Consider the following 14,122-nt stretch of genomic DNA (forward strand, 5'->3'; position numbering starts at 1 on the left):
CGGGTTCCGCAACTTCGCGAACTACCGGATCAGGATCCTGCTCGCTGCTGATGGCACCCGTCCCTGGCGGACCCGACGGAAGAAGAAGAGGTCAGGCTGAACTTCCCACCATCAGATCCGAAGAGCCAGAAAAGGGGAGCTCTGAGTAAGGTAGCAAATGAAACGCGGGTCGTGCCCGGAAAAGGCTCGGAGGACATGCAGCTCCGTGGAGCCGGCTCCGACCCCTCCCGGCAAGTCTGTCACGACAGCAGCGCGGGCAGCCTGAAAGGTGGGGGTGACTTTCGGCAGGAGGACGTCACCTTCTTGATAGCGAACGTACCCTGTATTGACTGCCGCCTTGAACTGGCTGCGCGAGAAGTCCGCCCTGCCCCCCGGCCAGATTGCTTCTAACGGGGTGAAGGTAACCGAATCATCCGGGGAGACACGCTCAAAAGCCGGGGTTGACGGGTTGATCTCCGCCATGTACCGCAACCGTGTCATATTCAACGCGCCACCTGTCCCAGCAGCCGCTGAATCTCGGCCTCAACCTCGTCGATCTCCGCGTCGATCTCCGCCAGCGGCCGTGGCGGCACGTATTCGTAGAAGAACCGCGTGAACGGGATCTCGTACCCCACCCGCGTCTTGCTCTCGTCCACCCAGGCATCCGGCACGTGCGGCAGCACCTCCCGCGCCACGTACTCGTCGATCTCCTCCGTCAACGGCACGTTCTCGTTGTCCCGCAGATCGGGGTCGGGCAGCACCTGCTTCTTGCTGTCCAGCTGCGGCTCGGCCTCGGGGTCCGGGACCGCGCACGCCGCGAGGATCGCCTTGCGCACGGGTGCCGCGAGGGTCGGCAACCCGGCCGCGGACGCCTCCTTCCAGAACACCTTCCACACACCGGCCTCGGTCGCCTCGGAGGTGCCGACCAACCCCCGCAGCACCCCGAGAACCGCGTCGTGGTCGATGTCCGCCTTGAGGAACGGCTTGGCGATCTCGACCGCGGCGACGGCCTCCTCGGTCACGTCCCACCTCCGTCGAAGGGGACGCTCGACCGTGATGCGCTGGTACCCGAAGTCCTCGTTGGCGAACACCCGGACCCGCTCGTCGCTGAGGTCACCCGCCAGGGCGTCGTGGTAGAGCCGGGTCACGTCGGCGATCTGCTCGTCGCTCACGTACTTGCGCTTGTCGCCCAGGGACTTGCGCATCTTCGTCCACGACTCACGCGCGTCCAGCAGCAGGACCTTACCCCGGCGCTCGGGCGCCTTGCGGTTCGTCAGCACCCAGAAGTACGTCGAGATCCCGGTGTTGTAGAACAGTTGGTCCGGCAGGCCGACGACGGCCTCCAGCCAGTCGTTCTCGATGATCCACTTGCGGATCTCCGACTCCCCCGACCCGGCGCCGCCGGAGAACAGGGGTGAGCCGGAAAAGACGATCGCCAGCCGGCTCCCGCCCTCCTCCACGGGCTTCATCTTCGAGATCATGTGCTGCAGGAACAGCAGGCTGCCGTCGGAGACCCGCGGCAGGCCCACTCCGAAGCGACCGGCCATCCCGAGGTTGGCCTGCTCGTCCGTAATGGTCTTCTGGATCCGCTTCCAGTCCACCCCGAACGGCGGGTTAGCCAGCAGGTAGTCGAACGTGCGACCCGGGAACGCGTCCGCGGACAGGCTGTTGCCCAGCTGGATGCTCTCCGGTTCCTGTTGCTTGATCATCAGGTCCGAACGGGCCATGGCCCACGTCTCGCCGTTGAGCTCCTGCCCGAAGATCTCCAGGGTGGCTCTCTCGTTCAGGTCGTGCAGGTGCTCCTGCCCGCCGATGAGCATGCCGCCCGTGCCGCAGGCGGGGTCGAACATCGACCGGACCGGGGCGCTGCCCCGCAGCGCCTCGTCGTCCTCGGAGAAGAGGATGTTGACCATGAGCTTGATGACCTCGCGCGGGGTGAAGTGCTCACCCGCGGTCTCGTTGCTCATCTCGTTGAACCGCCGCAGCAGTTCCTCGAAGATGTAGCCCATCGCCTCGTTCGGCACCGCCTCCGGCCCGAGGTCCACGTCGTGGAACCGGCTCACCACCTGGTACAGCAGCCCCGCCGCGTCGAGGCGCTCGACGTGGTTGGCGAAGTTGTACTTCTCCAGCACCTCGGCCGTGCCCGCCGAGAACGCCGAGGCGTACTGCAGGAGGTTGGCGGCGAGGTTCTCGTGATCGTCGAGGAGGCGCGTGAAGTCCAGAGGACTCGTGTTGTAGAACGGCTGCTTCGCCGCCCCCTTGAGGATGCGGTCCTTGTTCTGCACCGTGAGCGCGGCGTCACGTTCGAGGACCTTCGTCTTCGTCGGGGCGAGAGCGCAGTCGAGGCGGCGCAGCACCGTCAACGGCAGGATGACCTGGCCGTACTCGTGGGGCCGGTAGTCTCCACGGAGCAGGTCGGCGATCGACCAGATGAAGCCGACCTTGTCCCCGAAGCCTTCGACCTGCGTCACTGCTGTCCCCCTCGTCGAGTCGCTGTCACGAACGGTAGTCAGGTCGTGATCTCAGCGTCGTCCTCATCCTATGAGCGGGACCGGAAGTCGGAGGTGCCGCTGCGTCAGCCGGCCACCGGATCGCACCTCCTCGTCTCAGACCTGCCGCCGCGCCGGCACCGGCCGGTTCGGCGGGCTCGTCCGGGTGTCGAAGGCCGTGCTGGCCAGCTGGCGTTCCGTGAGGTCGACCAGGTCCAGCACCTCGGTGGCCAGGTACCCGGTGGTCCCGCGCTTGAGCTGCCGGGCACGCAGGATCCCGGCCTCCGCGAGGTCCTGGACCGCCGCGTTGGCCGCCGGGTACGAGACGTCCAGCACCCGCTCGACGGTCCGGGCCGTCACGACGGGGGCCTCGGGGAGGAGGGCCAGGAGCCTGGCCGTGGCCGAACCGGCCCGCGGCACCTCGCGGACCCCTCGTCCCGCGCGGTGCCGGGAGAGGCGTTCGTCCCACTCCGCGCGCAGGTCCCCGACCGCGGCGGCGAGGTCGGAGGCCTGCTCCACGGCGACCGCTGCCGCCTCGACGAAGGTCCGGATCCACCGCTGGGTCCCCGACACCGCGGCGGCGTCGTCGGGGGAACCCTCGTAGCGGTAGGACGTGAGTCCCTCCACGTACTGCTCGCGCAGGGTCGAGAGGACGAGGCTGATGGGCAGGACGGCCTGGCGCGTCAGACCCCGGCGGGCCAGCACGGTGTGGATGAGGGCACGACCCACCCGGCCGTTGCCGTCGGTGAACGGGTGGACGGTCTCGAACTGGGCGTGCACCAGCGCCGCCTGCACCAGGGGCGCGTGGTGCGAACCGTTGACGTAGTCGGACAGGTCCGCCATGAGCTCGTCGACCTGGTCCGGTGGCGGGGGCACGAACTGCGCCTGGAGGGGGTGCCAGTTGGACCCGCCGATCCAGTTCTGGACCACACGGATCCCGTGGTGCCGCTCCTCCGCTATCAGACTGCTCTGCAGGCGGACGACGTCGTCCACCGCGACCTCGTCGAGGGCTACGAGCTCTTCGGTGGCACGGGCGACGATCGTGATGTTCCGAGCGACCAGCTGGGCCTGGTCACCGACCCGCTGGACGTCCTCGGTCTGGGCGAGCTCGGCGACCGCGACGTTCGCGCTCGACGGCGCGATGCCCTCGATGAAAGAACTGGCCACGGCCTCCGACCTCAGGAGGAACCGGGAGAGGCCTTCGAGGTCGACACCGGACGTCCCCCCGGCCAGTCGCCGGATCGACCGCTCGACCTCGCCGATGCGCCGGGAGAGTGTCGGATCCACGACGAGGGGGCGACCACCGAGCGGGTCCGGCCGGTAGGTGCGGTAGGGGCCGGACCGGCGGTCCCGGCTGGGCAGGCCGGTTTCGCCACCCGCCGTCCAGAACGCGTCCTCGGAGGCGGCCACGCTCGCCAACCTTTCACGTCGACCACGACCGTGCAAGGTTGACCACCCAACCTTCTACGGAAGGCCGTTTCGTGGAAGGTTCAGCCCCTCACAGCCACTCCCGCGCCGCTTCCAGCGCCCAGTAGCTCAGCACGATCTGCGCCCCGCCCCGCCGCAGCGCCAGCAGCGACTCCATCGCCACCCGCTCGCGGTCGATCGCCCCGGCCTGCGCGGCGAACTCGACCATCGCGTACTCCCCCGACACCTGGTAGCTCGCGACGGGCACGTCGGCGACGTCCGCCACGGCGCGCAGCACGTCGAGGTAGGGCAGGCCGGGTTTGACCATGACCATGTCGGCGCCCTCGTCGAGGTCCAGGCGCACCTCGCGCAGGGCCTCGGAGACGTTCGCGGCCGGGTCCTGCTGGTAGGTGCGGCGGTCGCCCGTGAGCTGGGAGTTCACGGCCTCGCGGAACGGGCCGTAAAACCCGCTGGCGTACTTCACGGCGTAGGCGAACAGCGCCGTGTCCTCGTACCCGCCGGAGTCCAGGACGTCGCGCAGCACCCCGATCTGGCCGTCCATCATCCCGCTGGGCCCCAGCACGTGCGCGCCCGCGGCAGCCTGGGCCAGGGCCATCGAGGCGTACCGCTCCAGCGTGGCGTCGTTGTCGACGCGACCGCGGTCGTCCAGGACGCCGCAGTGGCCGTGGTCGGTGAACTCGTCCAGGCACAGGTCGGCCATGACGACGAGGTCGTCCCCCACGGCCTCGCGCACGTCCTTCAGCGCGACGTTGAGGATCCCGTCGGGGTCGTCGGCGCCCGAGCCGGTCGCGTCCAGCCGTTCGGGCACCCCGAACAGCATGATCCCGCCGAGCCCGGCCGCGGCGGCCTCCTTCGCGGTGGCCACGAGCGAGGCGCGGGTGTGCTGGACCACGCCCGGCAGCGTGCGGACGGGCTGGTCCTGCGTCAGCCCCTCGCGCACGAAGACGGGCAGGACCAGGTCCCCCGGGTGCAGGTGCACGTCGGTCACCAGCCGGCGCATCGCCGGGGTGGAGCGCAGACGACGGGGACGGACGGGCAGCTGCACCACGGGGGACCTCTCCAGCGCGCCGGGGCGCGCGATGCTCAGCGCGCCCGGCGGCGCGCGGACGACTTCTTCTGGCTGGGCCGCAGGACGGGTTCGCCCGCCTCCACGGCCCCGGCCCGCAACCCCTGGCCGTACCCGGCCAGCGCCTCCACGAGCGCGTCGGCGCTCGGTTCGGCGGCGAGGACGTCGACCCGCAGGCCGTGCTCCTCGGCGGTCTTGGCCGTGGCCGGGCCGATGCACGCCACGACCGTGGAGGGGTGCGGCTTGCCCGCGATCCCGACGAGGTTGCGCACCGTGGAGCTGGACGTGAACACGACCGCGTCGAACGAGCCCGTCTTGATGGCGTCGCGCACGGGCGCGGCGGGCGGGGCCGCGCGCACGGTCCGGTAGGCCGTGACGTCGTCGACCTCCCAGCCGTGCTCCTGCAACCCCGCCACCAGGGTGTCGGTGGCGATGTCGGCGCGCGGCAGGAACACCCGGTTGATGGGGTCCAGCACGTCGTCGAAGGGCGGCCACGCCTCCAGCAGCCCGGCGGCCGACTGCTCGGTCTCGGGCAGCAGGTCGGGTTCGATCCCCCACTCGCGCAACGCCTCGGCGGTGACCCCGCCGACGGCGGCGACCTTCAGGCCGGAGAACGCGCGGGCGTCGAGGCCGTACTCGGTGAACTTCTCCCGCACCGCGCGCACGGCGTTGACCGAGGTGAACCCGATCCACTCGTAGCGGCCGGTCACCAGGCCCTTGACGGCCTTCTCCATCTGCTGCGGCGTGCGCGGCGGCTCCACCGAGATCGTCGGGACGACCTCGGCGGTGGCGCCGTGCTCGGACAGCCGGGTGGTGATGCCGCCGGCCTGCTCCTTCGTGCGCGGCACCAGGACGCGCCAGCCGAACAGCGGCTTGGTCTCGTACCAGCTGTTCTGCTCGCGCAACGCGACGACGTCGCCGACGACGGCCGTGGTCGGCGAGCCGTCCAGGACCGTCGCGGCCTCCTCCAGCGTGCCGAGGGTGGCCGTGGTGGTCGTCTGCGTCGTCGTCGTGCCGTGGGAGGTCAGGGCCACGGGGGTGGCCGCCGACCGGCCGGCGGCCAGCAGCCCGCGCGCGGCGGTGGCGATGTCGTCCCCGGTGCCGAGGACCACGACCGTGGCGTCGGCGTCGGCGTGCCGGGACCAGTCCAGGGCGCGGCCGGCGGGGTGGACGACGTTGATGCTCGACGTCGACGGCGTGGTCATGGGGACCCCGGCGTAGGCGGGCACGGCGTTGACCGCCGAGACCCCGGGGACGACGTCGAAGCCGACCCCGGACTTGCGGCAGGCCGCGACCTCGTCGACGAGGCCGGTGAAGGTCGAGGGGTCCCCGTCCATGAGCCGCACGACGCGCCCGCCGGCCTTGGCGGCCCGCACGACGAGCTTGGCGCGCGCGGCGCGGGTCAGGGGCTGACCGTCCTCGCCGGAACCGGCGTCGAGCACCTCCACCCCGGTGCGGCCGAAGCGGGCCACGAGGTCCTCGCGGCTGGACTGGTCCAGGACGACGACGTCCGCGGTGCGCAGCAGGTCCACCGCGCGCACGGTGAGCAGCCCGGGGTCGCCCGGGCCGGCCCCGACGAAGGAGACGTGCCCGAGCTCCTTGTCGGCCTTGGCGGCGCGGTCCTTGTCGCCCGTCTTGTCCTTGCGCGCCGTGCCCTTCGACGACGTCCTCTTCGCGCGGGGCTGAGCGGGGACCTCGTCGCGGCTCTTCTTCGCGTCGACCACCTCGGTGAGGACGCTCACCTCGGGGGCCACCGCCACCGCGTCGACCGGCACCTGCTCCGGGTCGGCCACGAGGGGGCTGTTCGTCATCGTGCTCACGAGCCACTCTCCGGATCGGGACGTGGACCGTCGTCCGGACGGTCCTGGGGGTGGTTCTCCGACGAGACCTGCGGTCCGTCGCTGCGGGCTGCGGCGGGCGCACCGGGTCTGGACGCGGGGGGGCTCTCGGGACGGCGGACGGTCCCCGCGGGCCCCGAGAGTCCGTGGGTCAGCAGGTCGCGCGCGACGTCGAAGCCCAACGTACGCGCGGAGGCCTCGTCGGCGACAGTCGCGAACGGGCGGGCGCGGCGCACGAGGGCGCCGTCGGCGGCCTGGACGGCGACGTGCAGGGTCCGGTCGTCGGCGTAGGCCCCGACGGGGGCGGAGCAGCCCGCCTCCAGGGAGGCGAGCACCTGCCGCTCGGCCGCCACGGCCCGGCGCACGGCGGGCACGTCCAGCCGGGCCAGGGCCGCGCGCACCTCCTCGTCCCCGGCGCGGCACTCCACGGCCAGCGCGCCCTGCCCCGGGGCCGGGACGAACGTGGCGGGGGCGAAGAACTCGCTGACCTCCGCCGCGCGGCCGATGCGGGCCAGCCCGGCGGCGGCCAGGACGACGGCGTCGAGCTCGCCGGAGGCGACGTACCCGAGCCGGGTGTCGATGTTGCCGCGGATCGCCACGACCTCCAGGTCCGGGCGCAGGTCCTGCAGCAGCGCCTGCCGGCGGGGCGAACCGGTCCCGACGCGGGCGCCCGCGGGCAGCTCGGCCAGCGTGCGGCCGGCGGCGACGAGCGCGTCGCGCGGGTCCTCGCGCTCGGGGACGGCGGCCAGGGCCAGGCCCTCGGCGGCGGCGGTCGGCAGGTCCTTCAGGGAGTGCACCGCGAGGTCGACCTCCCCGGCGAGCAGCGCGTCGCGCAGCGCCGAGACGAAGACCCCCGTGCCGCCGATCTGGGCCAGGGGCGCCCGGTTGACGTCGCCGTGCGTGGTCACCTCGACCAGCTCGACCTGCGAGCCGTCGCGGCGCAGGGCGTCGGCGACCCAGGAGCTCTGGGTGGTGGCCAGCGCGCTGCGCCGGGTCCCGAGCCGGAGCACCCGCGTCACGACACCCGTCCCACCGCGTCGGCGACGGTCCCCGACAGCGGGGCGTCCCCGGGCAGGGCCCCGCCGCGGGCGTGCTCGGGCCCGACCTCCAGGTCGAACAGCGCGCGCAGGGCCGCGGCGTACCCCACCCCGCCGGGGGACTCGGCGAGCTGCTTGACCCGCACGGTCGGGGTGTGCAGGAGCTTCTCCACGATGCGGTGCACCGCGCGGTCCACCTCGGCGCGGGAGGCGTCGTCGAGGTCGACGCGGCTGGTCAGCCGGCGCATCTCGGCGTCGACGACGTGGCGGGCCTGCGCGCGCAGCGCGACGACGGTCGGGGCCACGTCGGCGGCCCGCAGCGAGGCCGCGTGCGCCGCGACCTCCTCGGCCACGATCGCCCGCACCGAGCGCAGGTCGTCGGCGACGGCGGTACTGGCCAGGTCGGCCCCCAGGGCCTCCAGACCGGCCAGGTGCACCCCGCGCAGCGTCGCCACGTCGGGGGCCACGTCGCGGGGCAGCGCGAGGTCGGCCACGAACAGCGGCCGCTGCGGGCGGTCCAGCAGGGCCGCGGCCACCGTGGCCACGTCCAGGACGTGCCCGACGGCGCCGGTGCAGCTCGCGACGACGTCGGCGGCGGCCACCTCGGCCCGCAGGTCGTCCAGGCCGGTGGCCCGGCCGCCGACGGCCGCGGCCAGGCGCCGGGCGCGGTCGGGGGTGCGGTTGGCCACGACGACGTCCAGGCCGGCGCGGGCGAAGGTCGTCGCCACGAGCGCGCTCATGGCCCCGGCCCCGACGACCAGGGCGCGGCGGCCGGCGAGCGGGCCCCCGACGACCGCGGTGGCGCGGGTCATCGCCGCGTCGACCAGGGAGGCCCCCGCGGCGTCCAGGCGGGTCTCGGAGTGCGCCCGCTTGCCCACGCGCAACGCGTTCTGCAGCAACCGGTCCAGCGTGCCACCGGCCAGGCCGCGCTCGTGCAGGTCGCGCAGCGCCAGCCGGAGCTGACCGAGGATCTGGCTCTCCCCCACGGCCATCGAGTCCAGCCCGCAGGCGACGCGGAACAGGTGCTCGACCCCGGCGTCCTCGTAGTGGACGTAGAGCTGCTCGCCCAGGTCCTCCACGCCCAGGCCGATGCGCCGGCACAGCGCGTCGCCCACGTCGGCGACCCCGCCGTGGAAGCGGGTGACGTCGCAGTACAGCTCGACCCGGTTGCAGGTGGACAGGACGAAGGCCTCGTCGACGTGCGGGGAGGCCGTCAGCGACGCCACGACCTCCTGGGCCGCGCCCGCGTCGACGCTGGCGCGCTCGAGCACGTCCAGCGACGCCGTCCGGTGGGACAGACCCACGACCATGAGGGCCACTCAGACCACCTCTCCGACACGTTCGGTCACGGGGCCCAGGGACGGCACACGCGCGGGGACGTTCCCGCGCACGCCGCGCCGCTGGGCGTGGAAGGCGAGGATCTGCAGCTCCGAGGCCAGGTCCACCTTGCGCACGTCGACGCCGTCGGGCACGCGCAGCACGGCCGGGGCGAAGTTCAGCACGCTGCGCACCCCGGCGGCCACGAGCCGGTCGCAGACGTCCTGGGCGTGCTCGGCGGGCACGGCGAGCACCCCGATGGTCTCCCCCGGGTGCACGACCCGGTCCAGCTCGGACAGCGGGCGGACGCGCACCCCGCCCACGACCTCCCCGACGACCTGGGGGCCGTCGTCGAACAGGCCCACGACCCGGAAGCCGCGGTCGGCGAAGCCGCCGTAGCCGGCCAGGGCGTGACCGAGGTTGCCGATGCCGACGATGACGACGTTCCAGGGGGTCGCCTGCCCGAGGCGGTCGGCGATCTGCCGGTGCAGACCGGTGACGTCGTACCCGACGCCGCGGGTGCCGTAGCTGCCCAGGTGCGAGAGGTCCTTGCGCAGCTTGGCCGACCCGACGCCCACGGCCTCGGCCAGCGCCTCGGAGGAGACCGTCCGCAGACCGGCCTCGGCCAGGACCGACAGGGCCCTCAGGTACTGGGGCAGCCGCGCCACGGTCGCCTCGGGGACGTCGACCGTCCCCACGTCGTCCTCGTCCACAGCGGTCAGACCGGCACCCTCGTACGCGTCGCTCGGGTCTGGGGGAACCCCCGGACCCCTGGTCGTGCGCCAGCAGCCTAGGCTCTTGTGAAGCCATGCACAAAGTCGTGCAGGGCCCGCGTGACGAGCACCACGCCGTCCGTGACCTGTGGTTTCACAGGAAGGGGAGCCTCACCTCACCTGCGGTTCGGTGGCGGTCAGCGCCCCCGCCGCCACCACCGCCGGCCCGCCAGCGCCTGCCGCAACCGGTCGGCGTCCAGGTGCCCGAAGTCCCGCTCGGCGCCGTCGACGAGCACGACCGGGACCTTGTCGGTGAACCGCCGCGACAGCTCGGCGTCGGCGTCGACGTCGACCTCGGCCCAGGCCACCCCGGCCGACTCGGCCACCGCGCGCACGACCTCCCGGCCCTCCTCGCACAGGTGGCACCCGGCGCGGGAGACGAGCACGACGCGGGCGTCCGCCGCACGTGATCGCTGTCCGTGGACCATTCGTCACCCTCCTTGTCGGTGGCGCGTCCTACGATGCCGCAGTGCACCGCGACGACGCCTCCCGCCCCACCCCCGTGGCCGGACCGGACGGCACCCTGGGCGGACCCCCGCGCGAACCGGCGTGGGACGCGGCCTTCTTCGACCTGGACAACACGATGGTCCGCGGCGCCTCCCTGTTCTACTTCGCCCGCGGCCTGGCCGCCCGGGGCTTCTTCTCCCGCCGCGAGCTGCAGCGCTTCGGTCGCCGCGCCCTGCACTTCGCCCTGCGCGGGGAGAACCTCGGGCACCTGGTCGAGGTCCGGGAACTGGCGCTGGCCTTCGTCGCCGGGCACACCACCGCCGAGATCCGCCAGATCGGCGAGGAGGTCTACGACGAGCACGTCGAGGCCAAGGTGCGGGCCGGCACCCGCGCGCTGGCCCGCCGGCACCTGGACGCCGGGGCCCCCGTCTGGCTCGTCACCGCGGCCCCCGTCGAGCTCGCCGACGTCATCGCCCGCCGCCTGGGCCTGACCGGTGCGCTCGGCACCGTCGCGGAGTCCGTCGACGGCACCTACACCGGCCGCCTCACCGGCGAGCCGCTGCACGGGCAGGCCAAGGCCGACGCCGTGCGCGCCCTGGCCGGGGACCGCGGGTTCGACCTGAGCCGCTGCGCGGCCTACTCCGACTCCGCCAACGACCTGCCCCTGCTCGGCCTGGTCGGCTCCCCCAGCGCCGTCAACCCCGACCGCGCGCTGCGCCGGCACGCCCTGGCCCACGGGTGGCCCGTCCACGAGTTCCGCTCCTGGCAGCACGTCGCCCGCTGGAGCGTGCGGGCCGGGGGCGTGGCCGCCGGCGCCGTCGTGGTCGCCGGGCTGCTGCGCCGCCGGTGACCCCCGCGGGCGCGGCTCGGGTGTGAGCCGGGCGTGACGCAGATCACGCCACAGAACGCTCAGGTCGCGCCCACCCCGGCGTCGAGACAGCGGTGTGCGCGCCCTCACCGCCTCCGCCGGACCCGCGCTCGGGGCGGCCGCCGCCGTCACCGCCGTCCTCGCCGGCGCCGCCACCGCGGTGACCACGCTCGACACCCCCCGCGCCGCCGCGGCCACGGCGCTGTGCGACCAGTACGCCAAGGCGACGACGGCGGACGGGCAGTACCGCATCCAGAACAACCGCTGGGGCACCTCGGCCCAGCAGTGCATCGAGCCCACCGCGACGGGGTTCCGCCTCACCCGCGCCGACGGCGCCGTGCCCACCGACGGCGCCCCCGAGAGCTACCCCTCGATCTACTGGGGCTGCCACCACGCCGACTGCACGCCGGGCTTCACCCCCGTGCAGGCGTCCGGCAGCACCTTCCGCTCCGTCCGCGCCAGCGTCGACACGACCTACCCCGCAGCGGGTTCGGCGACGGGTGAGTGGAACGCCGCCTACGACCTGTGGTTCGACCCGACCCCGCGCACCGACGGCCAGAACACCGGCGCCGAGGTCATGGTGTGGCTGAACCACGCCGGCCGGCCCCAGCCCATCGGCCGCGAGGTCGCCACCGTGGCGCTCGCGGGCGCGACCTGGGACGTCTGGTTCGGCACCACCGGGTGGAACGTCGTCTCCTACGTGCGGACCACCCCGACCTCCTCGCTCGACCTGCCCGTCAGCACCTTCTTCGACGACGCCCTGGCCCGCGGCTGGGTCCAGCGCTCCTGGTACCTCACGAGCGTCCAGGCCGGGTTCGAGCCGTGGACCGGCGGGGCCGGCCTGGCGGTGACCTCGTTCTCCGCGGGCACCGGCCCGGCGGCCACCCCCGCACCCGACCCGAGCCCCACCACGACGGCCCGCCCCGCGCCGACGGTGACCCGCGCGGTGCGCCCGACGTCGGGCCGCCCGATCTGCTCGGCCACGCCGCGCACCGACTCCGCCGGGGGCACCGGCGCCGTGCAGACCGTGACGGTCACCAACGGCGCCCGGGCCCGCACCGGCTGGACGACGGTGGCGACGCTGCCCGCGGGGCAGACGGTGACCAATCTGTGGAACGGCACCTGGACGCAGTCCGGGCGGACGCTGACGGTGCGGAACGCCTCCTACGACGGCTCCCTCGCCGCGGGCGCGACCACGACGTTCGGCTACCAGCTCGCCGCCACCGGCAGCACCGCCACCCCGGCCACGATCACCTGCTCCTGACCCTCGCCCGGCCGGACGGCTCACCTCGTCCCCGGTCGCGGGGAGCGGCAGCACCGCACCACCGACGGCCCGCACCGTGCGAACGAGCCGGGGCCGGGAGGGGCAGGCACCGTGGTGCGGGAACCAGGCCCGGGTCCCGTTCCGCGACGTCGAGACCGGGGTGCGGGCCTGTTCCTGAGATGGAGGCGTGTCCCGCACGAGCACCTCCGCGCCGCTTCCTGCCGGCGCCAGGACCGGGCGTGCCCCCGCCCCCCGCGGTGTGCGCCTGGCGTTGGCGGTAGCGGTGCTGGCCGGCGTCGCGGCCTGCACCTCAGACCAGGAGGCCGGCGTGCCGGACAATCGTGTCGATGAGGCAGTGGGTCTGGCCACGTCAGCGGCGACCGCCGCACGCGCTGCGGCGGGTGCTGCGGGGGAAACACCCGCAGTCCTGGGGACCGTCGGTGGGCAGGCCGTCGTCGGTCAGGGCGCTTCGGTCCCGCTGACCGCGAACTCGACCGTGCGCGCTTTCGCCGTGTGCGTCGGCGGCGGCGACGTGGACCTGGACCTGGCCGGTACCGCCCGGACGTTGACGTGCGACGGGCAGGTGCAGGAAGTGCCGGAGCTCCCCGTCCCGGGCACCGGAGACTCGAAGGTCGAGCCCAGCCGCGTCGACGGCTCCGCTTCGGCGTGGGCCGTGGCCTTCGCACCCGCCTGAGTGCGGGCTCAGCCCGGGACTCCACCCGCGGCAGCGCCTGCCGGCGGATGCGGTCACCACACCCGCTGGGTACTTCGCGCCCGACGACCCACCGGGTGCTCCACCCCTCACCGCGCACCCCGGGAGGACATCGCTGGACGACGGGGAGCCGGTGCCGCGGCTCCTCGTCGCGGGCGCACTACCGCGGCCGTGTTCCCCGCCGGCCTGGTGCGGGTCCAGGACGGCCAGGGCTTGCACGTCACGCCGCCCCGTCCAGCGCCGCACCCTGAGCTCGGTCGGCAGAAGGCCCACGACAGCACGAAGGGCGGCTCCCCCGCGGGGGAGCCGCCCTTCAGCGCATCACTTCTTGTTGCGACGCTGGTGACGCGTGCGGCGGAGCAGCTTGCGGTGCTTCTTCTTCGCCATGCGCTTGCGACGCTTCTTGATGACAGAGCCCAAGGGGTCCTCGCTCACTCGATACGACTGGTTGCGTGCCGGCGCCCCGGCGGACCGGCACGCTGACGTGCCGCTCAGCGAGCGGCAGACCGTCGTCGAGTCTACCCGCCCGTACGCGCCCGACGTGCCGGGCGGTGCGGGGCGGCCGGCTCAGGCGGTGTCGATGAACGACTGCCGCAGGTACTCGTGGACGGCGGCCTCGGGCACGCGGAAGGAGCGGCCGACGCGCACGGCGGGCAGCTCCCCGTTGTGCACCAGGCGGTACACCGTCATCTTCGACACGCGCATCATCGATGCGACCTCGGCCACGGTCAGGAACCGGACCTCGGACAGCGGGCGATCCTCAGGCATCCCCACAGCACCCTTCAGTTCGCGCGCCGTTTGCGCACCGTCCCCCGCGGACGGCCCGGTGGGGGCGCGTTTCGAGTCCACTGTAGGGGCAGGTGTGACGCGCGTGGAAGGTCTACGTGGCTACGGAGTCACACAG

The 14,122-nt window shown here is 73.5% G+C and carries 13 protein-coding genes; 3 read left to right on the forward strand and 10 right to left on the reverse strand.

Annotated features, from left to right (window positions below):
* Positions 1-482: 482 nt before the first annotated feature.
* The 8 genes from AB2L27_RS16435 to AB2L27_RS16470 form a co-directional block, all read right to left on the reverse strand.
* Positions 483-2,450 (reverse strand): type I restriction-modification system subunit M, encoded by a 1,968-nt coding sequence (locus tag AB2L27_RS16435; protein ID WP_370442573.1) that lies wholly within the window; start codon positions 2,448-2,450, stop codon positions 483-485.
* A gap of 135 nt (positions 2,451-2,585) precedes the next feature.
* A complete protein-coding gene (locus tag AB2L27_RS16440; protein WP_370442574.1) occupies positions 2,586-3,878 on the reverse strand; it encodes a Fic family protein in 1,293 nt (430 codons plus the stop codon).
* 88 nt (positions 3,879-3,966) lie between these two features.
* The gene (hemB, locus tag AB2L27_RS16445; protein ID WP_370442575.1) at positions 3,967-4,944 is read right to left on the reverse strand and encodes a porphobilinogen synthase; all 978 of its coding nucleotides are present in this window, start codon (positions 4,942-4,944) and stop codon (positions 3,967-3,969) included.
* Between the two features lie 35 nt (positions 4,945-4,979).
* Positions 4,980-6,773 (reverse strand): bifunctional uroporphyrinogen-III C-methyltransferase/uroporphyrinogen-III synthase, encoded by a 1,794-nt coding sequence (locus tag AB2L27_RS16450; RefSeq protein ID WP_370442645.1) that lies wholly within the window; start codon positions 6,771-6,773, stop codon positions 4,980-4,982.
* Between the two features lie 5 nt (positions 6,774-6,778).
* The gene (gene hemC / locus AB2L27_RS16455; protein WP_370442576.1) at positions 6,779-7,819 is read right to left on the reverse strand and encodes a hydroxymethylbilane synthase; all 1,041 of its coding nucleotides are present in this window, start codon (positions 7,817-7,819) and stop codon (positions 6,779-6,781) included.
* A complete protein-coding gene (locus AB2L27_RS16460) occupies positions 7,816-9,147 on the reverse strand; it encodes a glutamyl-tRNA reductase (RefSeq protein WP_463605045.1) in 1,332 nt (443 codons plus the stop codon). Before AB2L27_RS16460 ends, hemC begins: the two co-directional genes overlap by 4 nt.
* 9 nt (positions 9,148-9,156) lie before the next feature.
* Complete coding sequence (locus tag AB2L27_RS16465; RefSeq protein ID WP_370442578.1) at positions 9,157-9,867, reverse strand: redox-sensing transcriptional repressor Rex; 711 nt, start codon at positions 9,865-9,867, stop codon at positions 9,157-9,159.
* Between the two features lie 197 nt (positions 9,868-10,064).
* Positions 10,065-10,355, reverse strand: coding sequence for a glutaredoxin family protein (locus AB2L27_RS16470; protein ID WP_370442579.1), 291 nt, complete (start codon positions 10,353-10,355; stop codon positions 10,065-10,067).
* Positions 10,356-10,396: 41 nt separating this feature from the next.
* On the opposite strand from AB2L27_RS16470, the gene AB2L27_RS16475 reads away from it, so the two are divergent.
* The 3 genes from AB2L27_RS16475 to AB2L27_RS16485 all read left to right on the forward strand — a co-directional run bounded on the left by AB2L27_RS16475 (position 10,397) and on the right by AB2L27_RS16485 (position 13,200).
* A complete protein-coding gene (locus AB2L27_RS16475) occupies positions 10,397-11,224 on the forward strand; it encodes an HAD family hydrolase (RefSeq protein ID WP_370442580.1) in 828 nt (275 codons plus the stop codon).
* A gap of 94 nt (positions 11,225-11,318) precedes the next feature.
* Positions 11,319-12,506, forward strand: a complete 1,188-nt coding sequence (locus tag AB2L27_RS16480; RefSeq protein ID WP_370442581.1) for a GH12 family glycosyl hydrolase domain-containing protein — start codon at positions 11,319-11,321, stop codon at positions 12,504-12,506.
* 283 nt (positions 12,507-12,789) lie between these two features.
* Positions 12,790-13,200, forward strand: coding sequence for a hypothetical protein (locus tag AB2L27_RS16485; protein ID WP_370442582.1), 411 nt, complete (start codon positions 12,790-12,792; stop codon positions 13,198-13,200).
* 339 nt (positions 13,201-13,539) lie between these two features.
* On the opposite strand, the gene AB2L27_RS16490 is transcribed toward AB2L27_RS16485, so the two are convergent.
* Both AB2L27_RS16490 and AB2L27_RS16495 read right to left on the reverse strand, forming a co-directional pair.
* Positions 13,540-13,638 (reverse strand): 30S ribosomal protein bS22, encoded by a 99-nt coding sequence (locus tag AB2L27_RS16490; RefSeq protein ID WP_012085056.1) that lies wholly within the window; start codon positions 13,636-13,638, stop codon positions 13,540-13,542.
* Positions 13,639-13,785: 147 nt separating this feature from the next.
* Entirely contained in the window at positions 13,786-13,986 is a 201-nt protein-coding gene (locus AB2L27_RS16495; protein ID WP_012085057.1) for a helix-turn-helix domain-containing protein, read from the reverse strand.
* Between the last annotated feature and the right edge of the window lie 136 nt (positions 13,987-14,122).

The sequence above is a fragment of the Kineococcus halophytocola genome, assembly GCF_041276425.1.
Lineage (GTDB): Bacteria > Actinomycetota > Actinomycetes > Actinomycetales > Kineococcaceae > Kineococcus > Kineococcus halophytocola.

Coding starts and splice junctions, on each gene's coding strand:
- AB2L27_RS16495 (WP_012085057.1), bottom strand. CDS start 13,986: ATGCCTGAGGATCGCCCGCTGTCCGAGGTCCGGTTCCTGACCGTGGCC.
- AB2L27_RS16450 (WP_370442645.1), bottom strand. CDS start 6,773: ATGACGAACAGCCCCCTCGTGGCCGACCCGGAGCAGGTGCCGGTCGAC.
- AB2L27_RS16470 (WP_370442579.1), bottom strand. CDS start 10,355: ATGGTCCACGGACAGCGATCACGTGCGGCGGACGCCCGCGTCGTGCTC.
- AB2L27_RS16460 (WP_463605045.1), bottom strand. CDS start 9,147: ATGGTCGTGGGTCTGTCCCACCGGACGGCGTCGCTGGACGTGCTCGAG.